The sequence below is a fragment of the Gilliamella sp. Imp1-1 genome, assembly GCF_001690415.1.
Taxonomy (GTDB): Bacteria; Pseudomonadota; Gammaproteobacteria; order Enterobacterales; family Orbaceae; genus Gilliamella; species Gilliamella bombi.
Genome location: NZ_LZHK01000090.1, coordinates 1 through 23,398, shown reverse-complemented (window position 1 = coordinate 23,398; position 23,398 = coordinate 1). Strand labels below are relative to the sequence as shown.

Below are 23,398 nucleotides of genomic sequence, written 5' to 3'. Positions count from 1 at the left end.
TTTGAGTTTCTTTTTATCTCTCGACTTATTGTCGAAGGATGTCTATTGAGTAGCTGGGCTATCTCTTTTTTATTCTTTCCGGCTTGTAATAATACGAAAATCTGGTATCTTTCCTTCCTAGAAAGGTGATTATAATACATAGCAATCTCCAAACTGTGGTGGTGCGAAGGTGCTAGTATAAATCACCTTTCTACTTTCTTCACTCCACCGTGTTTAAAATTGCACTTCATGTTTGAATCCAGGATTTTTGCTAAAAAGATATGTTTTTTTGTTAAAAATAGCAGGGTTTAATCAAAGATTAATTTTGTCGATGTGAATCGTTTGTTTTCCATTTCAGAAATAAGAAAAATTTGTTATATTCATTACATAATAAGCAATAATATAGCAAATATTCTCAATTTGTTATTAATAAATATATCACCAGAGGTTTTTTTTATGAGCGGTTCATTACCGAGCGAAACAGATAATCGTCCATCTAATTTTATTCGCCAAATTATTGATGCTGATTTAGCAGCAGGAAAATATAAAACTACGCACACACGTTTTCCTCCAGAGCCTAATGGTTATTTACATATTGGTCATGCTAAATCAATATGTTTAAATTTTGGTATTGCGCAAGATTATAAAGGTAAATGTAATTTACGTTTTGACGATACCAATCCGACTAAAGAAGATATAGAGTATGTTGAGTCGATTAAAGAAGATGTCCGTTGGTTAGGGTTTGAATGGGATGGTGAAATTTGTTACTCATCTGACTATTTCGACCAATTATATGAATATGCTATTGAGCTAATCAATAAGGGACTTGCTTATGTTGACGAGCTTTCAGCTGATGAAATCCGTGAATATCGAGGAACACTTACTCAACCGGGTAAAAATAGCCCTTATCGTGATCGTAGCATCGATGAAAATTTAGCGCTTTTTACCCAAATGAAAGAGGGAAAATTTGCCGAAGGAAAAGCATGTCTGCGTGCTAAAATTGACATGGCATCACCATTTATTGTGATGCGAGATCCAGTATTATATCGTATTAAATTTGCAGAACATCACCAAACAGGTAATAAATGGTGTATTTACCCAATGTACGATTTCACCCACTGTATTTCTGATGCGATCGAAAATATTACCCATTCACTTTGTACACTTGAATTCCAAGACAATCGCCGTTTATATGACTGGGTATTAGATAATATTACAATCGAGGCACGGCCTCATCAGTATGAATTTTCAAGATTAAATCTTGAATATGCGATTACTTCAAAACGTAAATTAAATTTACTTGTGTCAGAAAAGATTGTTGATGGTTGGGATGATCCGCGTATGCCGACTGTTTCAGGCTTACGTCGTCGTGGTTATACACCAGCTTCGATCCGTGAATTTTGTCGTCGAATTGGTGTGACAAAACAAGAAAATACCGTAGAAATGAGTACTCTTGAGTTTTGTATTCGCGAAGATCTTAACGAAAATGCGCCTCGTGCTATGGCGGTGCTTAATCCGGTTAAAGTTGTCATTGAAAACTTCTCGGATACTATTGATGAAGTGCTTAGTATGCCAAATCATCCAAATCGTCCTGAACTGGGTCATCGAGAAGTCACTTTCACTCGTGAAATCTATATTGATCGTGCGGATTTTCGAGAAGAAGCCAACAAAAACTACAAACGCTTAGTATTAGGTAAAGAAGTGCGATTGCGTAATGCCTATGTGATTCGAGCAGATCGAGTAGAAAAAGATGCCGAAGGTAATATTCAAACGATTTATTGTAGTTATGATCCAGCAACCTTAAATAAAAATCCTGAAGATGGTCGTAAAGTCAAAGGTGTAATTCATTGGGTTTCAGCTAAATTTGCAAAACCAGCCGAAATTCGCCTGTATGATCGTCTATTTAATACGCCAAATCCAGGTGCAGCAGAGGACTTTTTATCAACCATTAATCCTACTTCGTTAGTGATTAAGCAAGGTCTTGTTGAACCAAGTTTACAAAAAGCTCAGGCGGGGAAAGCTTATCAATTTGAACGAGAAGGTTATTTCTGTTTAGATAGCAAGTTTGCAACTGAAGATAAGCTAGTGTTTAACCGAACCGTAGGGTTAAGAGATAGCTGGAACGAAGCGTAATTTAATATGCTACAATTCGCCGACTTAAGTCGGCGAATGTTCGTTACCACAATGACTTAAGCCAAAATCAAAGCCTTTTATTGTCTCTATCATCTTATCTAATTAAAAATTATCAGTATTTAGATGTGTGGTGCACTCAATAAAGTAAATTTCTATTAAGTGCTTCTTTCTAGTCATTTTTATATTTTAGCTTTCATTTTTATGACTTTTTAACTTCGTTAAGTAATTTTAATGCAATAATAATTAATATGATAGCGCCAATAACTAAGCTAACCCAAATTAACCATTTAGGTAAAATTGAATCTCTTGTCGGATCATTATTTGCTTGGGATAATACTTTTTGACCTGCTAGTTTAATATTTTCACCAACAAAGGCTTGTGGTACATCAACTACAGATATTGAATCTGAAAGTAATGCTTTTTCACTTAACGATGCAGACATTGCTTTTGCTGATCCCCAAGCTAGAATGAAGGGACCATTATTGGCGCTATTAAAAACAACACTCATGCGATTGCGGTAAGCTGTTAGTTGTGGTGCTTCATCAAAGCTTGCGTTGATGGCTTTAATTTTTAATTGTTTAATAATTAATCCAGCACTGATATGTTGGCTATGATCATTGCTATCTAAGTTTCGAATAATATAGTCATCAAGTTTATGCCATGTTTTATCTTTGTCATCGGTTTTATAATAGATGCTAGTAGGTAAAACCATACGTGGGTTTTGTAGCTTAATTGATAACTCTCTAACTGGTTGAGGTGATGGTAACTGATAAGTTGCTTCTTGACCATCTGATGATATTAGTTCGAAGTTAATTGGGAAAAGAGCTAATTTTGGTGTTTCTTTTCTTGAAGTAAATTCAATTTTTTTGACGTTAGGAATAGTGGATTGATCTGACTTTAATAATAAAATCCAATAGCGTGCTTTGTAATTAGTGTTTGTTGGTATATCAATTGTATTTACTCTAAGTGACTGATTACTATTGTTATCAGTCAAAGACATCATTGGAACATTATTGAGTGCAGTTTGCCAATTACTTAAATCTTGGCTATAAAGCAATTTAGCAATTGCTTGCCAATTTTGATTTTCAGCTACATCAAAATCAATGGATAAACGGCTTATGGCTTGTTCTAACTTTACATCTTCGGGAATTTGCAATAAATACCTTGCGTTATAGTCACCTTGGCTATTTGCTTTATCGAGATAAATTTGAATATCTTTATTATTGATATTGATATTATACTGTTCAATCGCCATTTTGCTTTGATCTTCATCTTCGTTTTGATTTAACGCGTAAATAGCTACTGGGAAAGTTTGATTATTATCACTTTGCTGATAAACATTGACTAATGCATAAGGTACAGGCTGACCTTTTTGGTTAAAAATGCGAATATCATCTAATGAACTTGATAATGTTTGTGTATAAACATCATGAGTCAGTTCTATTCTGCTATACATGCTAGTATCGTTGGAGATATCAATCATGGCACCATAGGCATACTGGTTAGTTTTGTCTATCGCTTGGCTAAATCCACTTATTAATAACAGCGAACTCAATAAAAATTTTTTCATAATTTTTTATCCATAATAATCAATAACATTCATGAATTTTTATTTATTGTTATATTAAACTGAATGATATTATCAGAATGATTTCTGAAAACGTCATTGTTAAACTTAAACCTATTTTTTATAGTGTATTTATTCATCAGTATCATCATTTTTTAACTTAGGCGGTAATGGTGCTAGATACCCAATTAACAGCATTAATAACGCAACACCAATAAAGGCAAATGCACGAAGTAATCCATCAAGCTCACGAATATCTACAAATATTAATTTAATAATAACGATCACTTGAATAAATTCACCGCTATACCATATTTTCCGAAGTGAATAACGGTGTCCAATAGTCACCAATATTACTGCAGTTAACATCCAAAGTAATGATGCAGTCATTTGGACAATATTATTGTGCCATAAAGAATTAGCTGTCCAAGATATGTCAAATATTTGGCTTAAGCAGCGTAAAACGATACTGTTTCCCCAGAAAAAGGTTAAAACAATTAAAGGCACTAGAACCATATTAGGTAATGGTATTTTAAAGTTTGCAAGATTCATTATCCTACTATTTAGTTGTAAATGGTTTATTGCAAGTTTTAACCAAACGCTAAACATCATTAAAGCAAAGATTGCACTTTCTTCAAGTGGATTAATGATAGGAACATAATTCCAATAAATGATTTGACCACTCATACCAAGCCCAATTATTAAATAAAATCCTAAATAGATAACAATAGGTAATAAGCCTATCATCCAATAAGATTTAATTAATGATATTGTGGTCATAATTTGGCGTTTAATCAGTATATAAAATAGTAGAATAATGCTGCTTGCAATAGTTGCAGTTACACTCCATTTTATTACTTCGTATCCCCATGGTAATTGATTAAGTAAATGAGTAGATTCTCGTGTTATCCAGTATAAAATCATCCAAAATAAACTGATGTGTAACATATCAAATAAACGATAAGTATTTTGTTTATTTATTTTAAAACTACGATTTACAATACTGTTTGTGATAAGTGCCTTTCCAATATGTAAATAATAGTAAGCACTAACAAAGGCTATGATCCAAACCACGCTCCAAATGCCGGAGTTTAATAAATAGTAGGATTCGGCATAACTTTTAAATAAAGCTAGTAATATCATTAGCCATAAGGTTAACCCAGAATAACAGAGCTGATGCCAATTGATTTTTTTCCCAACGATATACCATAGCCATGAAGAAAAAGTGAAGCATAATAAAATTGGTAATACTTTTGGTGTTGTATTGTCAATATGTAAATAAATACTTGATAAAATCCATATTACCCAAAATACAACAGCAATAGCAATAAACATCGTTTTAGGTAAATTATTTATATTAATTCTACGATCATAGCAATGCCATAAACAGGCATTTACTAGTAAAATGGTACTTATAATACCAAGTAGTAGTGTAATTGAGCTCGGATTTAATTGTTCATATTCGAAAGATATACAAGCGGAAACAATACCAAATAATGTAATTGCGACACCTAATAAAGCAGTACGATAATGTTTTTGCGAAAGCATAATCCAACTTAATGCTGTTCCTTCAAATAACCAAATTGTGGCAGTCCAATTGGCACTAAAGGCAAGTGGAATAGCCAACGTACTAAATGATAGACCAATGGCCAAGCCATAAAGCGAGATTTTTTTTGCTGAAGATTTCAATAAGCGCAGAATGAAATAAGAGCCAAAAATATAAAATAGACCAAATGCCAATGATGAAAATGCAGGTCCGAATTCCCACTGATTGGTAATAGAATATTGTAATGCAAAACCAGATAACGGTGTGCCAAATAGTAAAATTAAATCAATAGCATTTTGATTATGTTCTTTATTAAAACATCGAACCGAGAATAAAACAGCTAAAATACCATAAATTAACATATTAGCGATGATAAATATTTGGCATTCAATGTAAAACTCAGGGCAGAAATTACTCATTCCCCATAGTAGAGATATTACAAAGGTGAATAAAAATCCTAATAAATTAAGTATTCGCCAAGACTGCCAGATGCTAACAACTAAAATAGCACTGGAAATCATCAAATAATAACTAAATAAAGCAATATGATTGTCTGAACCATTGGATAGTAAAATCGGTGTCACATAACCGCCGATACTGGCTATAATTGCTAAGCTCATAGCTCTTTGCAAAATGGAAAATAAAATGCTTGTTGAGCAAATGATTAACAAAATAGTAAACGTCATTAACATAGGTACAAGTTCGTATAACCTATAGGCGGCAAATATGGTCAGATATAAAACAGCAAAGGCACCGCCTTGTAGTATTAAGGCGTAGATTTCTCGTTTATGTCTTAATTTCCAACCGATTCCTAATAAAACAAAACCTAATACTAAGGTTCCTAAGATCCTGACCTCAGGTGAAATATAATCATGTTCAATACTGTATTTAAATAGATAGGTTAGACCTAAAAATAAGATCACAATAGCAATTTTGGCAATTACATTGCCTTTAATTAACCAATTAAAAAAAATAAATAACGGATTGGGTTCAGTACTTGTAACTGGTCTGTATTGTGGGTTAAATGGATCTGTTGTTTGTGATGTAGTTTCATCAAGATTGATTTTTTCTTGTTCTGGAGTTTCTATCGCCAGAGATTCGCTAGCTAATGTTGGTAACTCTTCTTCCTGACTGAGTTCTTGATATTGAGAATCGGGTTGTTCTACTGTTACTGAATCAAGTTGCATATTTTCTTGTAACAGAGCGGGGGCATTTTGCTCATTAAGTTGCAAAAGTCCATCGTTTAAATGGTTATTATTAGCTGCACAAGGTAAAGAAATTTCGGTTGGAGGCTCTATTTGAACAGCAATATCCGATGTTTCTTCAGTAGTATTGCTATTTGAATATTCAAATTGCGAATTAGTATTATCGTGCTCAATATCCTCTTTTTCATCTGAATTTTCTGAATAATTAATTGGCTCGGACGTCGTTTTATGAATTAAATTGGAATTTTCTTCTAACTCAACCGAGCTATTTTGCTGATAAAGTTGTTCTTTGAGTGATAAAAGGGTTTCTTGTACCTCTGTTAACTGAATTCTTAACCGGACAATTTGATCTTTCAAACTAGAAAGATTAATAAATGCCACTATAATTATTACTATTGCGAAGAATAAGAAATAAAAAAGAAATTCCATACCAATTTTTCCTTATATTTTTTATTTCATGATCACTTATTTGTTTTTATCGTTAATTAAAATATTAAGTTAGTATTTTGCTGATGAACAGTAAATCAGTAATTAATCAATAAATCAATATGTTTGAATAAACTATCATTAGAGTAACTTGATAATAATTTGTTTTTTTATTTAGAATTTTAGTTAATTGAAATTTATTTGCTAAAATTTAACAGTTAAATGAAATATAAAAGCTCTAGTACTAAATATCTTATAAATGCTTGATTTTACTAAAAACGCTTAAATAGAAAAATTCAATAAAATCAATACTCTACCTGAATGATTTTAGAGTAAAAAACTTTTTCATAATACTGCAAGGTCAATATACCTACCTTATTCCTGTATCAAAATATCCTAACCCTCATACTTAATTCATTTCACTTACCAAAATAGATCCAATTCTTAGTAAAAAAGAATTATATATCATAATGATTTTATTTTTCTTTTTGGTTATTTCTTTTGGTTAAAAAACAGAATTTTTATCTATCTCCTGATTAACTGTATTTAATATAGCCACATCGTGCGCTTTCTTTTATAATATTGTCTTATTTCTTCTCTATTTTTAGCTTAAAAAGAGTAATTTTTATGAAAATTTTAGCTGGCTGCTCTGCGTTATCTCCATTTCGTATTAGTAAAATCTTATCTGCTTGTTGTAAGAAATCTATCCCTGTTATCAATATTGAAGCCCAATACCTGCATTTTGTTGATTTGGCAGGCGAATTGACGGCTGAACAACAGTTAACGTTAGATAAATTATTACAATACGGTCCAAAAAATGCACAAATCAATGTTAAACAAACGGCTAGCAAGCAACTCTTTTTAGTGGCGCCAAGAGTGGGAACGATTTCGCCTTGGTCATCAAAAGCAACTGATATTGTACATAATTGCGGTTTACCACAGATTCGCCGTATTGAGAGGGGGATTGCTTATTATGTGCAAGTAAGTTCAGAATTAACCGATTGTCAAAAAAACGATTTTATAGCATTAATTCATGATCGCATGATGGAAGCGGTCTTTAGCCATGTTGATCAAGCCGAGCAGTTATTTCATGTTGAATCACCTGCGCCAGTGACAACCATTGATTTATTAGGTCAAGGTCGTGCTGCATTAGATGAGGCTAATCTTAAATTAGGTTTGGCGTTAGCATCTGATGAGATTGATTATTTAGTTGAGAACTTTAAAAAACTAAATCGTAATCCTACTGATATTGAACTTTATATGTTTGCACAAGCCAATTCCGAGCATTGTCGTCACAAAATTTTTAATGCCGATTGGGTTATTGATGGGGTAAAGCAGCCTAAATCACTGTTTAAGATGATCAAAAATACTTTTGAACACACTCCTGATTATGTTTCGTCCGCTTATAAGGATAATGCCGCAGTGATGGACGGTTCAATCGTTGGGCGCTTTTTTGCGGATAATGAGAATAAAACCTACTGCTATCATCAAGAATATGCAGATATTTTAATGAAAGTTGAAACACATAATCATCCAACAGCAATATCACCTTGGCCGGGTGCGGCAACGGGCAGTGGAGGTGAGATTCGTGATGAAGGTGCAACTGGTCGAGGTGCTAAACCTAAAGCTGGTTTAGTAGGGTTTTCAGTTTCTAATTTACGTATTCCTAATTTTGAACAACCTTGGGAGCAAAATTTTGGTAAGCCTGATCGCATTGTGAGCGCCTTTGATATTATGATGGATGGCCCTTTAGGTGGTGCGGCGTTTAATAATGAATTTGGGCGTCCGGCTTTGTTAGGGTATTTCCGTACTTATGAAGAAAAGGTTAATAGCCATAATGGCGAGGAGCTTCGAGGTTATCATAAACCGATTATGTTAGCTGGTGGTATGGGTAATATTCGCCGTGAACATATCCAAAAAGGTGAGTTTCCAGCTGGCTCTAAACTGATTGTTTTAGGTGGTCCTGCTATGAATATTGGCTTAGGTGGCGGGGCGGCTTCGTCTATGGCGTCGGGTCAGTCTGATGCTGATTTGGATTTTGCTTCTGTTCAGCGTGATAATCCTGAAATGGAGCGCCGTTGTCAGGAAGTTATCGATCGCTGTTGGCAACTTGGTGAAGATAATCCTATCTTATTTATTCATGATGTTGGTGCTGGAGGTTTGTCTAATGCAATGCCTGAACTTGTTAGCGATGGTGGGTGTGGTGGTCAGTTTGAGCTTCGTAAAATACTTAGCGATGAACCAGGTATGTCACCACTAGAAGTTTGGTGTAATGAATCACAAGAACGTTATGTGCTTGCGATTCATCCCGATAAATTGGCATTATTTACTGAACTTTGTCAGCGTGAGCGTGCACCTTATGCGGTGATTGGTCAGGCAACAGCCAATAAGGCGGTTACCTTGCATGATGAGCATTTTAATAATCATCCCATCGATTTGCCATTAGATGTGCTACTTGGTAAAACGCCTAAAATGCAACGTGATGTTAAAACTCACCAAGCACATGGTGATAATTTTTCAACTTCTGAAATTAATTTATATGATGCGGTCAAACGCATTCTACATTTGCCAACCGTTGCCGAAAAGACCTTTTTAATTACCATTGGCGATCGTTCAGTGACGGGTATGGTTGCTCGTGATCAAATGGTCGGGCCTTGGCAAGTACCGGTTGCTGATTGTGCTGTGACTACTGCAAGTTTGGATAGTTATTATGGTGAAGCTATGTCAATTGGTGAACGTGCGCCAGTTGCGTTACTTAATTTTGCCGCATCAGCAAGGCTTGCAGTTGGTGAGGCAATTACTAATATTGCCGCAACCAATATCGGTAATATCAAACGGATTAAGCTTTCAGCTAACTGGATGGCAGCGGCAGGACATCCGGGCGAAGATGCTGGTCTTTATGAGGCCGTTAAAGCTATTGGTGAAGAGTTATGCCCAGCTTTAGGGCTTGCTATTCCTGTTGGTAAAGATTCGATGTCCATGAAAACGACATGGCAACAAGATGGTGAGCAACAAACCATGACTTCACCATTATCATTGGTGATTTCGGCATTTGCGCGTGTTGAAGATGTGCGTAAAACAGTGACACCACAATTGCGTACTGATCAGGATAATACTTTATTGTTGGTTGATTTATCGAAAGGCCATCAAGCACTAGGAGCCACCGCACTAGCCCAAGTGTATCGTCATTTAGGGCAAAAAACAGCGGATGTCCATGATCCTAAAGAGCTGCTTGCTTTTTATAATGCGATTCAGGCTTTAGTAAGCCAAAATGCTTTGCTTGCTTATCATGATCGTTCTGATGGTGGACTGTTTGTGACATTGGCCGAAATGGCTTTTGCTGGACATTGTGGTATTGATGTAGATATTGCCTCGTTAGGTCATGATGTGATTGCTTCGTTATTTAATGAAGAATTAGGCGCAGTTATTCAAGTAGCTAATAATCGTTTAGATGATGTGATGGCTTGCTTTAAGCAGTTTGGCTTATCCCATGCGGTTCATGTTCTTGGTAGTGCTAAAACTGGTCAACAAATTATTATGCGTGATAACTCGGCTACAGTATACAGTGAATCACGCTTAACCTTGAGAACATGGTGGGCGCAAACGACATGGCAAATGCAACGTTTACGTGATAATCCTGAATGTGCAGATCAAGAACATCAAGCTAAACAAAATGAAGATGATCCAGGATTAAATGTGCAGCTAACTTTTGATCTGCAAGCCGATATTGCTGCGCCTTATATTGCCAAAGGTACAAAACCTAAAGTGGCCATTTTGCGTGAACAAGGTGTTAACTCGCATGTCGAGATGGCAGCAGCATTTGATAGAGCAGGCTTTCAAGCAATCGATGTACATATGACAGATTTACTTTCTGGTCGAATTACACTTAGTCAATTTAGTACACTGGTTGCTTGTGGTGGCTTCTCTTATGGCGATGTTTTAGGAGCAGGTGAAGGTTGGGCTAAATCTATTTTATTTAATAAAAAAGTGCGTGATGAGTTTGAACGATTCTTCCATCGCAAAGATACTTTATCGTTAGGGGTTTGTAACGGTTGTCAGATGATGTCGAATCTTAAAGATCTAATTCCGGGAGCGGATTTGTGGCCTCGTTTTGTTCGTAATTCGTCAGAACGTTTTGAAGCCCGCTTTAGTTTAGTGCAAATTCAATCAAGCCCTTCGTTGCTATTTACTGATATGGCTGGTTCGCATATGCCAATTGCTGTTTCACATGGGGAAGGACGTGTTGAAGTGGGTGATGATGTTCATCTAAGCCGTTTAGAGGCATCAGGATTAATTGCCGTACGTTATATTGACCATTTTGGCAAAGTAACACAGCAATACCCTGCTAACCCAAATGGTTCGCCAAACGGTATTACTGCAGTGACATCTCAAGATGGGCGGGCAACTATTATGATGCCACATCCAGAACGGGTATTTAGAACAGTAACTAATTCATGGCATCCTGATAACTGGGGTGAAGATAGCCCTTGGATGAGAATATTCCGTAATGCTCGTAAGCAATTAGGTTAAATAAAACAAAGATCGCCGACAATGGTGTCGGCGATATGTTTATCTGTTGAGTAGTTTAAGCAGTAACTGAGTGCTTTTGTCTTTCGATAAGTGGCTGCGCTAAAACGTGCTCCATTTTTCGTAATAGCTCGTCTGTTTCTTCCCAGTTAATACATGCGTCAGTCACAGATACGCCATATTTAAAGTTTTCTGGTAGTTGTTCGGAAGGCTGATTTCCTTCAAATAAGTTACTTTCAATCATTACACCAATAATTGAATTATTGCCTTTTTCTATTTGCTCGATAATGGAATTAGCAACAATAGGTTGATTTCTATAATCTTTATTTGAATTTGCATGGCTACAGTCAACCATTAAGTTAGGTAACAATCCTGCCTTTTTCATTTGTGTTTCGCACAATGCGACATTTTCAGCATCATAATTTGGTGTTTTACCGCCACGCAAAATAACATGTCCATGAGAATTGCCAGTTGTTTGTAAAACCGTTACTTGTCCTTTTTGGTTAATTCCTACAAAACGATGAGGCATAGAGGCTGATTTCATGGCATTAATTGCAACATCTAAACTGCCATCAGTTCCATTTTTAAAACCAACAGGCATTGATAGGCCAGATGCCATTTCTCGATGCGTTTGTGATTCAGTAGTTCTTGCCCCGATTGCAGACCAACTAATTAAATCGCCAATGTATTGTGGTGTGTTGGGATCTAGTGCTTCAGTTGCAATAGGCAAGCCAATTTGAGTAATATCAAGCAGTAATTTACGGGCTTTTTTTAGTCCATGCTCAATATCAAATGAGCTATCCATGTGAGGATCGTTAATCATACCTTTCCAACCAACAGTGGTTCTTGGTTTTTCAAAATAAACACGCATGACAATAAATAAGTGATCCTTAACTTCGTCTGATAGTCTTTTTAATTTATGCGCATACTCAATTGCAGCAACAGGATCATGAATAGAGCAAGGACCACATACAATAAGTAAGCGGTGATCACGTCGTTCTAAGATATCCACAACAGTTTGGCGTGATAAGGCAATTTGATTTTCTAAATCATGAGAAAGAGGGTAAAGCTGTTTGATTTCTTCAGGTGTGATTAACATATGTTCGTCTCTGATTCGAACATTATTTAAAGTATCTTTTAACATTTTATTTTCCTTGTTAAAATCATTTATATTTTTATATGTAAAATAACAATTACACAAACAATTATTATGTAAACACAAAATTACACAATAGTAAATGGAATTTTTATTATTTATCCAATCATAATTGTTTTATGATTTGTTATTTAATTATAAATTTAGTTTAAAAAGTTAGTGTAATGACAATTTAAGCAAATGTTGTAATAAAATGTTTACATCTTTATAGCGGGTTTTTGATGGCTATTTTATGTTATGAAAGCATAATATTCTGCTGATGATAAGGCGTTATTTGGGTTATGTATATTTATTGGAAGTTTTAATGATTACTTTGATATTAAGTGACATAGCTGAAAAATATTTACGCTCTGCTACTTTACCAGCTAACTTAGCCGCATGATTATATATTTTTAGGCAATGTATTCAAACAAGCCAATTTTGTTGTTACCATTCTCCCATTAACAAAAAAAACTATTCAACTATTCACAAAAGAAAAATTAGCTTTAATGAAGCCTTCGGCAATACTTATTAATGATGCCTGTGAAAAATAGTTGATCAACAAGCGCCGCTTGAAGTACTAAAAATAAAACGAGCAAAGCCACAGGACTTGATGCATTTGAAATTGAGCCACTACCTACCAATTCCCCTTTTACGACAAACATTTAAAATGTTTTATTATCACATCAAGTCGGCTCTACAACGGCTGAAATGCGATATGTGAAGGCAAAAATATGCTGTTGATAATGTGCAGCATTAAAAGATGAAAAATTTGCTGATAGCTAGACCAACCTTGAAGCTGACTAACTTGTATTCCATTTTAAATTCACCTATAATGCCCTAATATTGTTTTTAGTTACAATTCACAATTGGGGCTGATTCTGGATTCGACGGGATTTGCGAAACCCAAGGTGCATGCCGAGGTGCGGTAGGCCTCGTAAATAAACCGCAAAAAAATAGTCGCAAACGACGAAAACTACGCACTAGCAGCTTAATAACCTGTATAGAGCCTTCTCTCCCTAGCCTCCGCTCGTAGGACGGGGATAAAGAGGAGTCAAACCCAAACGAGATCGTGTGGAAGCCTTGCTTGGGGTGAAAGCATTAAACCTAATCAAGCTAGTCTATCAGTAGCGTGTTTGTTCGCAGCGGGTAGATGAAATTCAAAAACAAACTACGCATGTAGTACCGAGGATGTAGAGATTTCGGACGCGGGTTCAACTCCCGCCAGCTCCACCACCCACCAAGCAAAAATAATCAATAAAATAAATATGATATAAAATAATACTACTGTCTTTCTATACATAAAACCGACTTAAAACAGACTGTATCAGGACATAAAAATGCACGTGTATTTTTTCAAGAGTATTTTGTTGCTACATTATCAACAGCGACGACGATCACAATTACGTGTTCTATCAAACGCAGAAAACACTATATGATATCGCCGATTTTGTGATGCTACATGACGCTGTTGAGTATTGTAAGTTGAAGATTGATAGTGTGTTTTGTTAGTTTATTTTACTAATTATAATTAATTTCTTAAATGAATTCCCCCCAGTTTTATTAATTAAGATGGGGGAAAGGAATTTTATTTAAATTATTGAGTTGAAAGCACAAAGTTGTTTGCTAGTTAAGAAAACATTAATTGTAATAGTCTTTACTTAATCTGACTTTCAAGTTATTTTATAACACAAAAGGAGATTCAGAAATGAATCAAACAGCCAAAATCATAGGACTTTTAGAATTAAAGCACAATGCTCACAGACTTTGCCTGCTCAGCGCCCCAACTTGCGCTGGGGCTTTATTCTTTTTTATATTGTCCTCTCAGGCACCATAACCCCCTTCCGCACCCGAAGGATCAAGAACTAAACGCTAAAAACTAAGGTGTGGTGCAAACAGCACCGAAGGCGTAGGAAGAAGCGTCGGTGCCGCCGACGGAGCCGTGGGACGAGGGAACAAAGAAGCCATTGCTACCGATCGTGTCGCTTGTCCAGCAGGTGTTGTTGAAGAAGCCCGCACCAACGTAGTTGCCCAAGTAGCCCCACTCCGTGAAAAAACCTGCTCCTACATAACGCATGTAACCATTACCACTAGACGACGGCGTGGCACCTACTGCACCAGTACAAGGAGCGTAACTATTCATGCCCCAACCAGAACAAATCGCATTGGTTAAATCCCTTACCCGTGACAAACGATAACCCAAACTATCACACCATGTGCTTTGATTAGAAAGGCTATCTCTTCGAAGTCCCCGATCGACGAACCACTGCCTCAACACAAATCCATACCTAACCTCATTACCTTGACTATCCCTACCAACCAACTCAAATGTCTGTGGCAAAGAAGGACGTCTAAGTGGACTTGGATTATCTGAATTCATCTGAGTACTATCAGCTTTAGGACCATTCAATGTTACCTGCGTGTTTGAGTAAACCCAATTCACCGTTGCTGTTATATCACCACTACCACCATATGTGGTAACAGACCAACTCAACTGACTTGCATCTATCCCAACTATATCCAAATCAAAATACAATCCATCTGCACCTGTTGTTGGAAAATTTAAACCGTAAGATGATGGATTTGTTGACTGAACTAAAAAGCCCTTTGCTGGATTCCACATGCTAGGTGGACCTGCATAATCGCCTGTACCTTCATATAGATTTGGCCTGACCGCACAAATAACGGGCGGTGACGGTAAAGTGATATAATACTCCGCTGTTCCTCCACTAAAAGTACTACTTCTTGGCTCACCATACTGCGTAGCTAAATTCCCTCCAGTACTACTTAAAGTTACCTTATAAGGTGCATTACATATATCTAATGCATCACTACGATTAATGGTATTGCCATCTTTATCCGTTATTGCTAACGATATACTTCCTAATGCAGTAACTCCACCTGCTCCCTGTCCATCCCCATCATCATCGCCCCATTTACCTTGTGCCACTAAGTCATTTATATTTATTGAGTCACTTGATGGCGGAACTATCATTTCAATATCAGCAAAAGTATCCCCTACATTAGATAACTCGATTGGCGAGGTTGGTGATGAAGGATTATTTTGCGGTGTGAATGTTCGACCATCCGATAACTTAATACCTAATAAGTCCTCTATTTTAGTCACTTTAGTAACACCGCCATCAAAGGTTAAATAAGGTGCAGTACCGTGAATGCGCTTAAAAGTCGTGGCTGATAATGCCTGCGATTCTAAGGAGTACGGCAATAACAACAACGGCACTAATGCCAATGGGATTTTTAAAGATAGTTTTGTGGATAATTTCGATAATAATTCGAGAGATAATTTCGATGATATAAATGAGTTTCGTGCAAAAACTTGTCGAATAGGATTATTTGATAAATTTAAGACATAGGTTTGCCAGTGCCTTGTGCCTAAAATGATAATGCATTATGGTCTACCTGTCAAGTAATTATTTGTTTTATTTAGATTTTTATAATTATTTGCTTATTTAATAAGCTTGCTTTCCTATAACGGCGAAAGTATAGCCATTTATAAAATAGTTGGCTAGTTTTTTAGCGGACTTTTTTGTAAAGAAATGTAAAGATGAAAACGATTTGTCTTTATAGACAGGTGAATTTTCTAATTAAAATAAGCTGTTAGTTTTATAATTTTTTGTATTTTGCGGAATGATTAATATTGCTGATAACATCTAAAACACAAACACACCCAACAGCCCAGTTTGGCGTACTAGCTTTACTTCGTTATCGGCATATTTTGATGCTGTGATAAAGCTGGCTGATTAACATTGTAGTGCTATAAGCGTGTTTCTTGCTCTAAAATCGTTCAGGTGGACTATTGATTTTATTGAAATTTTTATTTTTAAATAAACCTAGCGGTTATTGCAGGCTTAGAGGGGGGCTGTGTAATGGTTTCGGATGTTGTCACTGATGTTAATTATTTCCACAAAAGGTCAAAACATTCGAAACCTAGCTAACCTAAATCAAAAATTAAAGCGTTTTTAACCAAGCTTTAACATCGCTACCTAAGCTTTTATGTCGCATTGCGTATTGTACAAATGTTTGTACATAGCCAAGTTTATTACCGCAGTCATGACTACGACCTTTTATGCAATAGGCATCAACACAATCTTCTTCAAGTAACATAGCAATTGCGTCGGTCAATTGAATTTCACCGCCTGCACCTAATGGCGTTTTGGCTAGTAAAGGCCAGATTTTTTCAGATAGAACATAACGTCCAACAACGGATTGGTTTGATGGTGCTTCTTCAACTGATGGTTTTTCAACTACGCTGTACATTTGTGCAACATTACCCGCAGATAGCTCTTGACCACGACAATCAACAATACCGTAAGAAGAAACTAATTCTTTTGGCACGGGCTCTACCATGATTTGGCTATGTTTGGTTTCATGGTAATTTTTGATCATTGCAGCTAAATTATCACTAGCAAGGTCACTTTCGTATTCATCGATAATCACATCAGGTAAAACAACAGCAAATGGTTCATCACCAACTAAAGGATAAGCACATAATACCGCATGACCAAGCCCTTTTGCCAAACCTTGGCGGACGCTAGTTATGGTGACATTTTTAGGTAAAATGCCTTGTACTTCTTGTAATAATTGGCGTTTAACACGCGCCTCTAACATGGCTTCTAATTCAAAACTGGTATCGAAATGGTTTTCAATTGAGTTTTTTGATGAGTGCGTAACAAATATAATTTCAGTTATGCCTGCGGCAATACACTCTTTAACTACATATTGAATAAGTGGCTTGTCAACAACAGGGAGCATCTCTTTTGGAATAGCTTTAGTTGCTGGTAACATACGAGTACCCAAACCTGCAACAGGGATAACCGCTTTTGTTACTTTTCCATTTACTAAATTTTCTAAATTTGATGTCATTTTATTTCCTTAAAACAAATTAACTAATTATGTCGCTATGAGTAATTTCACTATGGCGACCATTAACAAATGTATTTTTGACTCATTCTGACTTTTATATATGAGTAATTCAGCCACTCACTTTTGTGCCTGTCTAATAATTGATAAATCGTTAGATTCAATTAGCAAAGGATTATCTCTGTCTTTAGCTAAAGAATCAATAGCGATATAAACAATTTGGCAATTTTGTAACACGGCTTGCCTTACTACAAATTTTGCTTTTCGATCACGTGCCTCTTTTTGTGCTTTGCTGATGTAAATGTCATCATATCCATCATCATATAAAGAGGCTCTTTCGAATAAATTTGGTGTTCGCCAAAATGTCTGTTTGGGATAATTGCGAATAAGAATTTGATCGGTTAATTTGCCTTTTATTCCTGCATAACTACTGGGCAAATGTTTACCTTCTCGACTCTGGCTAATATAAACATGCTGATAGCTTGGTTTATTTGAAGGGAGTGGGTTTAATAAAAATTCAATACCTGACAGGTTTGAATATTGACAATTTTCCATAGTTAAAGGTGCAGTTCGAAAGTTTAACGAGCTGCACCCAACAAGTAAAAATAATGTAACTGTAAATAAAATACGTGACATTTAACCAAATATATTTAAGACATTAAAATATTTGTAGATAGTCTATAACCTTAGTTACATTTTATCACTCACTTTTTCGGCTGTATGTGAAATGGCTTTTCCACCCGATTCGACATCTTGACCAACACCTTTTACGGTGTTACATCCAACAACTAAAGTCGTCATTGCTATACCTAATATTAACATTAACATTTTATGGAACATAAAAATACACTCCTTTATTAACATGATTGTTTTAGTGCAGCAAATGCTTCTGCCACACGTTCGATATTATGGTGATTTAAACCCGCTACACACATTCTTCCGCTACCCACCAAATAAATAGCAAAAGTATCTTTTAATTGTGTAACTTGCTCTTTACTAAAACCAGTATAACTAAACATGCCCTGCTGTTTTACTAAATAATCAAAATGACAATCAGGTGCCGCTTTTTTTAATAATTCAACTAGAGTTGATCGCATGGTTACGATGCGAGTTCTCATGGAGTCGACTTCTTTTAACCATTGTGCTTTAAGTTCTGGATTATTTAAAACATAACTCACTAACTGCACGCCATATGCTGCTGGGGTTGAATAATTTTGGCGAACCGTTGCTTGTAACTGCCCTAACACGCGGTTAGCGATCTGGCTGTTATCACATAAAACAGATAATCCCCCCACTCGTTCACCATAAAGTGAAAATGTTTTCGAAAATGAGTTGCTAACAAATCCACACAATCCTGCATCTGCCATTTTTCGAATCGCATAAACGTCTTGTTCAATACCTTTGCCAAAGCCTTGATAAGCAATATCCATAAATGGAATAAGATCTCGTGCTTGTAAAACAGCTATTACTTTATCCCACTGTGCTTGCGTTAGATCAGCGCCAGTTGGGTTATGGCAACAAGGGTGTAGTAAGACTATGCTTTTAGCAGGTAATCGATTTAATGTTTCAAGCATTGCTTCAAATTTTACGCCACATGTTTGTTCATCAAAGTAAGGATATTGGTTTACTTTAAAACCTGCACCATTAAATATGGCGATGTGATTTTCCCAAGTTGGATCGCTGACCCATACTTGTGAATTTGGGAAATAGCGAAATAAAAAATCAGCACCTATTTTAAGAGCACCCGATCCACCTAAGGTTTGTATCGTTGCGATACGTTTATCTTTAGAGGCCGAATGATCTTCACCAAATAATAAAGATTGAATCGCTTGGCAATAAGCTGGTAGGCCACTCATGGGTAAATACAATTGAGCATCTTGGTTGTGATGATAGATATAATCACGCGCCGTTTTAATACATTGTAGTTGAGGCACTATGCTATTTTCATCATAATAATAACCAATACTTAAATTTATTTTGTTGTCTCGACTATCATTAATAAATTCAGTTACTAGTGATAAGATGGGGTCCCCTGCGTACGGCTCTACTTTTTCAAACATTTTTACAATCCAATTGGTACAAATAATAATAATAAATAATTGTAGATTATTGCACCAACTCTATTGGCGATCAATCATTAAATAATAGTTTAATAGCAAATAATTAAGTTGATTTTTGGTTGGAAAATTGCCGTTTTTAATAAGAGGAATTAAAGAACAAAATAACCCCAAAAATTATGTTTTTATATTAATTTTATACTGAAACACATAGTTACCTGAAACTTTTTGACAAAAATTAGCACCCATTGGTGCTAATCTGATAAGCAAATTTATTTAGCGGCAATAACTTCGATTTCGACTTTGGCATCTTTGGGAATTCGAGCTACTTGTACGCAAGAACGTGCAGGGAAAGATGCATTATTTTCAATAAAAAAGGCTTCGTACACTGCATTTACCGTAGCAAAGTCATTGATATCAGCTAAGAAAATAGTCGTTTTAACGATATTACTTACTTGATAGCCTGCCGCAGTGATGATCGCTTTAACATTCGCTAAACTTTGTTTGGCTTGCTCTTTAACACAAGTTGGCATTTCACCAGTTGTTGGATCTAATGGAATTTGTCCTGAGGCAAATAACATATTACCTAAATCTACTGCTTGAACATAAGGCCCAATAGCTGCTGGCGCTTTATCAGTACTAATTACTTTTGCCATGTCCGATTTTCTCCTTTTTAATTTATTCTGCTTTGTGATTATTAAGAATCGTCTTTTTCTCTTTCCTCATTTCAGCAGGAACACAATTTTGTGTCAAGTCAGTGCAAAATTATGATCGTGGGACTTATTGAAATTTTCTGATATGATAATGGCAATTTTTCATTTATTACGAGAGTTAATATGTTCGAGAATTTAACCGACCGTTTATCACAGACATTCCGCAATATTAGTGGTCGAGGAAGATTATCTGAAGATAATATCAAAGATGCATTGCGCGATGTTCGTATGGCACTACTTGAGGCAGATGTTGCACTACCCGTAGTTCGTGAATTTATTAATCAAGTTAAAGAAAAGGCTGTTGGATTAGATGTCAATAAGAGCTTAACCCCAGGTCAAGAATTTATCAAAATAGTTCAGGCAGAATTAACAACTGCTATGGGTGAGGTTAATAGTTCGCTCAATTTGGCAACTCAACCACCCGCAGTAATTTTAATGGCAGGTTTGCAAGGGGCAGGTAAAACAACGAGCGTTGCTAAGCTAGCTAAATTTTTAAAAGAAAAACATAAAAAGAAAGTGTTGGTTGTTTCTGCCGATGTTTATCGCCCTGCTGCGATTAAACAGCTCGAAACGTTAGCTAAGGCTATTGATGTTGAAGTTTTTCCATCTGATATTGCTGAAAAGCCAGTCAATATCGTTAATAAAGCAATTTCTCATGCTAAATTGCAATTTTTTGATGTGTTAATTGTTGATACTGCAGGACGTTTGCATGTTGATAGCGATATGATGGATGAAATCAAAGCGCTCCATCATGCTGTCAATCCAATTGAAACGCTATTTGTGGTCGATGCTATGACAGGGCAAGATGCCGCTAATACCGCTAAAGCGTTTAATGATGCATTACCGCTTACTGGTGTAATTTTAACAAAAGTTGACGGGGATGCTCGCGGCGGTGCAGCGTTATCAATTCGCCACATTACTGGTAAACCGATTAAATTCTTAGGGATGGGTGAAAAGACAGACGCTTTAGAGCCATTTTATCCTGATCGCATTGCTTCACGTATTTTAGGGATGGGCGATGTGCTATCTTTAATTGAAGAATTACAAAGCAACGTCGATCGCGAAAAAGCAGAAAAAATTGCCAAGAAGCTAAAAAAAGGTGACAAATTTGATTTTAATGATTTCCAAGATCAGTTAAAACAGATGCGTAATATGGGCGGAATGGGGGCTTTGTTAGCTAAATTGCCAGGTGTTGGTCAACTTCCTGATCATATTAAAGCACAGATGGATGATAAAATTACCATCAAAATGGAAGCAATCATTGGTTCAATGACATTAAAAGAGCGTGCTAATCCTGAAATCATTAAAGGTTCTCGTAAACGCCGTATTGCCAACGGTTCGGGAACTCAAGTTCAAGATGTCAACAAGCTGTTAAAACAGTTTGAAGATATGCAAAAGATGATGAAAAAAATGAAAGGTGGTGGCATGATGAAGATGATGCGCCAAATGAAAGGATTAATGGGCGGTGGTATGGGATTACCTCCTCGTTAAGTCATTAATGCTAAATTTTCAACTAAATGAGTTATAACTGAGTACTTGGTAACTGTTAACTATAATTTACCGTACAACCACTATCACACTTATAAATAGTGCGATAGTGGTTTTAATTTTTTGGTTTACTCGATTTTATTTTTACTGGACGACTCATAGTTAGCACTGTACCTATCGATGAGGTAATAATAAAAATAATGGCTAACCACTGGTAGTGGGTTAATTGTTCATGCAAAACAATGAACCCAGAAAGCGCGGCAAAAACAGGCGATAAGCTCATTAATGTACTAAATGTTTGTGCTGGTAATTTTGGTAGTGCAATCATGTCTAATCCATAAGGGATTGCTGATGCTAATAATGAGACCAAAAAAACCATTGGGAGCAATTCCAACGAAAACATGGTACTGCCACTTTGCCAAATTCCAATAGGAAATAAAAAACACGAAGCAATGACTGATCCAATCGCTACGCTGGCTGAGCCATAAATAGTGCTGGCTTTGCGTCCAAATAAGATGTAACACGCCCAACCACTTCCAGCTAATAGCGCAAATAAAATACCCTTGGGATCTAAATTGCTTGAAGCTTGTTCAATGGGTAAAAGCATAGCCAAGCCAATAATAGCAACACCTAACCAAATAAAATCAAGTACTTTACGTGAGGAGCACATTGCCACCATAATTGGCCCCGTGAGTTCAATGGCAACTGCAATACCTAGCGGAATTCTTGCGATTGCGTTGTAAAACGCTAAATTCATACAACCAATTGAAATACCGTATAAAAAAATGTATTTTAATGCTTGTTTTGTCAGTGTTTTACGCCACGGCTTGAATATTAAAATTAACATAATTGCTGAAAAAAATAATCGCCAAGCTGTCATCCCTTCAGGCCCTAATACAGGAAACAGATATTTGGCTATTGAGGCACTGCCTTGCACTGAAATCATCGAGATAAAAATTAACAAAACAGGCCAAAACCTTTTAAGCATAAATAATTACCTTAAATTAAAGTTATTGTATATGAAACTAATGACAAAAAGTTTCAGGAAACTATGTGTTTGAGTATAAAAAGCATATATTTAATTGATTTATTGGCTAGGGCGTGTTGATCTTTCATGATTATTTTTTAGACGGCATGATGTGAGTTATAATAATTCAGCCAAAAACAACCATAACTCGATTCATCATGCCAAGAACAATGCTAACAGATAAACGGTGGGAAAAGCTACTACAAATAATGAAAAATACCGGCCGAGTTTATAATAAATCCGAGCATCGGATGACGTTTGAAGGGATCCTTTTCCGAATGAGAACCGGTATTCCTTGGCGAGATTTGCCAGAAGAGTTTGGTGAATGGAGCACTGTCTATAGGCGATTTAATTTGTGGTCTAAAAAAGGAATATTAGTTGATATTTTCAAACATTTATCACAACTAGCGGATTTTGAATGGGTGTTCCTAGATGGCTCGATTATCAGGGCTCATCAACATAGTACAGGCGCTGCAACGGAGTATTCCGAGCAAATAGGTCAGAGCTGTGGTGGTAATTCAACTAAAATTCATCTTGCGGTTGATAGTGGTGGTTTGCCTATTTGTTTTGAGCTTTCTGAAGGACAACGACATGATATCACTTATGCAGAAAACCTAGTTGAAAAGCTCGATGAAGTCAATACAGTGATAGCCGATAAAGGTTATGACAGCGAGCCTTTTCGGTGCTTTGTTCGTCAAAAAGGCGGACGAACGG

Annotated in this window: 16 protein-coding genes and 1 other RNA gene; 6 read left to right on the top strand and 11 right to left on the bottom strand. The window is 36.1% G+C overall.

Annotation, left to right across the window (positions count from 1 at the left end; genetic code table 11):
• The coding region (locus A9G38_RS12880; protein WP_141671764.1) for a helix-turn-helix domain-containing protein at positions 1-140 on the bottom strand (140 nt) is incomplete at its 3' end.
• Between the two features lie 295 nt (positions 141-435).
• Between A9G38_RS12880 and glnS the strand changes: the two genes are divergently transcribed.
• On the top strand, positions 436-2,112 hold the full coding sequence (gene glnS / locus A9G38_RS07780; RefSeq protein ID WP_034914521.1) for a glutamine--tRNA ligase: 1,677 nt from the start codon (positions 436-438) through the stop codon (positions 2,110-2,112).
• Positions 2,113-2,311: 199 nt separating this feature from the next.
• Here glnS and A9G38_RS07775 read toward each other — a convergent pair whose 3' ends face one another.
• Positions 2,312-3,682, bottom strand: coding sequence for a DUF3999 family protein (locus tag A9G38_RS07775; RefSeq protein ID WP_034914524.1), 1,371 nt, complete (start codon positions 3,680-3,682; stop codon positions 2,312-2,314).
• Positions 3,683-3,811: 129 nt separating this feature from the next.
• Positions 3,812-6,811, bottom strand: a complete 3,000-nt coding sequence (locus A9G38_RS07770) for a DUF2339 domain-containing protein (RefSeq protein WP_176713246.1) — start codon at positions 6,809-6,811, stop codon at positions 3,812-3,814.
• 672 nt (positions 6,812-7,483) lie between these two features.
• Between A9G38_RS07770 and purL the strand changes: the two genes are divergently transcribed.
• Positions 7,484-11,386 (top strand): phosphoribosylformylglycinamidine synthase, encoded by a 3,903-nt coding sequence (gene purL, locus A9G38_RS07765; RefSeq protein WP_034914530.1) that lies wholly within the window; start codon positions 7,484-7,486, stop codon positions 11,384-11,386.
• A 55-nt stretch (positions 11,387-11,441) separates the two neighbouring features.
• On the opposite strand, the gene A9G38_RS07760 is transcribed toward purL, so the two are convergent.
• Positions 11,442-12,527, bottom strand: a complete 1,086-nt coding sequence (locus A9G38_RS07760) for a 3-deoxy-7-phosphoheptulonate synthase (RefSeq protein WP_034914533.1) — start codon at positions 12,525-12,527, stop codon at positions 11,442-11,444.
• 398 nt (positions 12,528-12,925) lie between these two features.
• Between A9G38_RS07760 and A9G38_RS12875 the strand changes: the two genes are divergently transcribed.
• On the top strand, positions 12,926-13,072 hold the full coding sequence (locus A9G38_RS12875) for an NAD(P)-dependent oxidoreductase (RefSeq protein WP_080702374.1): 147 nt from the start codon (positions 12,926-12,928) through the stop codon (positions 13,070-13,072).
• A 317-nt stretch (positions 13,073-13,389) separates the two neighbouring features.
• Positions 13,390-13,754: a transfer-messenger RNA gene (gene ssrA, locus A9G38_RS07755) on the top strand.
• Between the two features lie 643 nt (positions 13,755-14,397).
• On the opposite strand, the gene A9G38_RS07750 is transcribed toward ssrA, so the two are convergent.
• The 6 genes from A9G38_RS07750 to A9G38_RS07720 all read right to left on the bottom strand — a co-directional run bounded on the left by A9G38_RS07750 (position 14,398) and on the right by A9G38_RS07720 (position 20,112).
• The gene (locus A9G38_RS07750; protein WP_034914538.1) at positions 14,398-15,768 is read right to left on the bottom strand and encodes a hypothetical protein; all 1,371 of its coding nucleotides are present in this window, start codon (positions 15,766-15,768) and stop codon (positions 14,398-14,400) included.
• 719 nt (positions 15,769-16,487) lie between these two features.
• A complete protein-coding gene (gene galU, locus A9G38_RS07740) occupies positions 16,488-17,402 on the bottom strand; it encodes a UTP--glucose-1-phosphate uridylyltransferase GalU (protein ID WP_034915305.1) in 915 nt (304 codons plus the stop codon).
• A gap of 117 nt (positions 17,403-17,519) precedes the next feature.
• The gene (locus tag A9G38_RS07735; RefSeq protein WP_034915307.1) at positions 17,520-18,035 is read right to left on the bottom strand and encodes a hypothetical protein; all 516 of its coding nucleotides are present in this window, start codon (positions 18,033-18,035) and stop codon (positions 17,520-17,522) included.
• Positions 18,036-18,089: 54 nt separating this feature from the next.
• Positions 18,090-18,221 (bottom strand): entericidin A/B family lipoprotein, encoded by a 132-nt coding sequence (locus A9G38_RS07730; protein ID WP_202112501.1) that lies wholly within the window; start codon positions 18,219-18,221, stop codon positions 18,090-18,092.
• Positions 18,222-18,256: 35 nt separating this feature from the next.
• Complete coding sequence (locus A9G38_RS07725; protein ID WP_034915309.1) at positions 18,257-19,459, bottom strand: amino acid aminotransferase; 1,203 nt, start codon at positions 19,457-19,459, stop codon at positions 18,257-18,259.
• A gap of 269 nt (positions 19,460-19,728) precedes the next feature.
• A complete protein-coding gene (locus A9G38_RS07720) occupies positions 19,729-20,112 on the bottom strand; it encodes a RidA family protein (RefSeq protein WP_034915311.1) in 384 nt (127 codons plus the stop codon).
• Positions 20,113-20,292: 180 nt separating this feature from the next.
• Here A9G38_RS07720 and ffh point away from each other — a divergent pair, with 180 nt between their 5' ends.
• Positions 20,293-21,660: a signal recognition particle protein gene (gene ffh, locus A9G38_RS07715; protein ID WP_034915314.1), complete on the top strand. Its 1,368-nt coding sequence runs from the start codon at positions 20,293-20,295 to the stop codon at positions 21,658-21,660.
• Positions 21,661-21,772: 112 nt separating this feature from the next.
• Here ffh and A9G38_RS07710 read toward each other — a convergent pair whose 3' ends face one another.
• Positions 21,773-22,645, bottom strand: coding sequence for an EamA family transporter (locus A9G38_RS07710; RefSeq protein ID WP_034915317.1), 873 nt, complete (start codon positions 22,643-22,645; stop codon positions 21,773-21,775).
• A 197-nt stretch (positions 22,646-22,842) separates the two neighbouring features.
• On the opposite strand from A9G38_RS07710, the gene A9G38_RS07705 reads away from it, so the two are divergent.
• On the top strand, positions 22,843-23,398 hold a 556-nt coding region (locus tag A9G38_RS07705; RefSeq protein WP_065623220.1), incomplete at its 3' end, for an IS5 family transposase.

Bases quoted from the DNA above. Each gene is read 5' to 3' on its own strand.
- A9G38_RS07725 (WP_034915309.1), bottom strand. From the start codon at position 19,459: ATGTTTGAAAAAGTAGAGCCGTACGCAGGGGACCCCATCTTATCACTA.
- glnS (WP_034914521.1), top strand. From the start codon at position 436: ATGAGCGGTTCATTACCGAGCGAAACAGATAATCGTCCATCTAATTTT.
- A9G38_RS07735 (WP_034915307.1), bottom strand. From the start codon at position 18,035: ATGTCACGTATTTTATTTACAGTTACATTATTTTTACTTGTTGGGTGC.
- galU (WP_034915305.1), bottom strand. From the start codon at position 17,402: ATGACATCAAATTTAGAAAATTTAGTAAATGGAAAAGTAACAAAAGCG.
- ffh (WP_034915314.1), top strand. From the start codon at position 20,293: ATGTTCGAGAATTTAACCGACCGTTTATCACAGACATTCCGCAATATT.
- A9G38_RS07760 (WP_034914533.1), bottom strand. From the start codon at position 12,527: ATGTTAAAAGATACTTTAAATAATGTTCGAATCAGAGACGAACATATG.
- A9G38_RS07730 (WP_202112501.1), bottom strand. From the start codon at position 18,221: ATGTTAATATTAGGTATAGCAATGACGACTTTAGTTGTTGGATGTAAC.
- A9G38_RS07775 (WP_034914524.1), bottom strand. From the start codon at position 3,682: ATGAAAAAATTTTTATTGAGTTCGCTGTTATTAATAAGTGGATTTAGC.
- purL (WP_034914530.1), top strand. From the start codon at position 7,484: ATGAAAATTTTAGCTGGCTGCTCTGCGTTATCTCCATTTCGTATTAGT.
- A9G38_RS07720 (WP_034915311.1), bottom strand. From the start codon at position 20,112: ATGGCAAAAGTAATTAGTACTGATAAAGCGCCAGCAGCTATTGGGCCT.
- A9G38_RS07710 (WP_034915317.1), bottom strand. From the start codon at position 22,645: ATGCTTAAAAGGTTTTGGCCTGTTTTGTTAATTTTTATCTCGATGATT.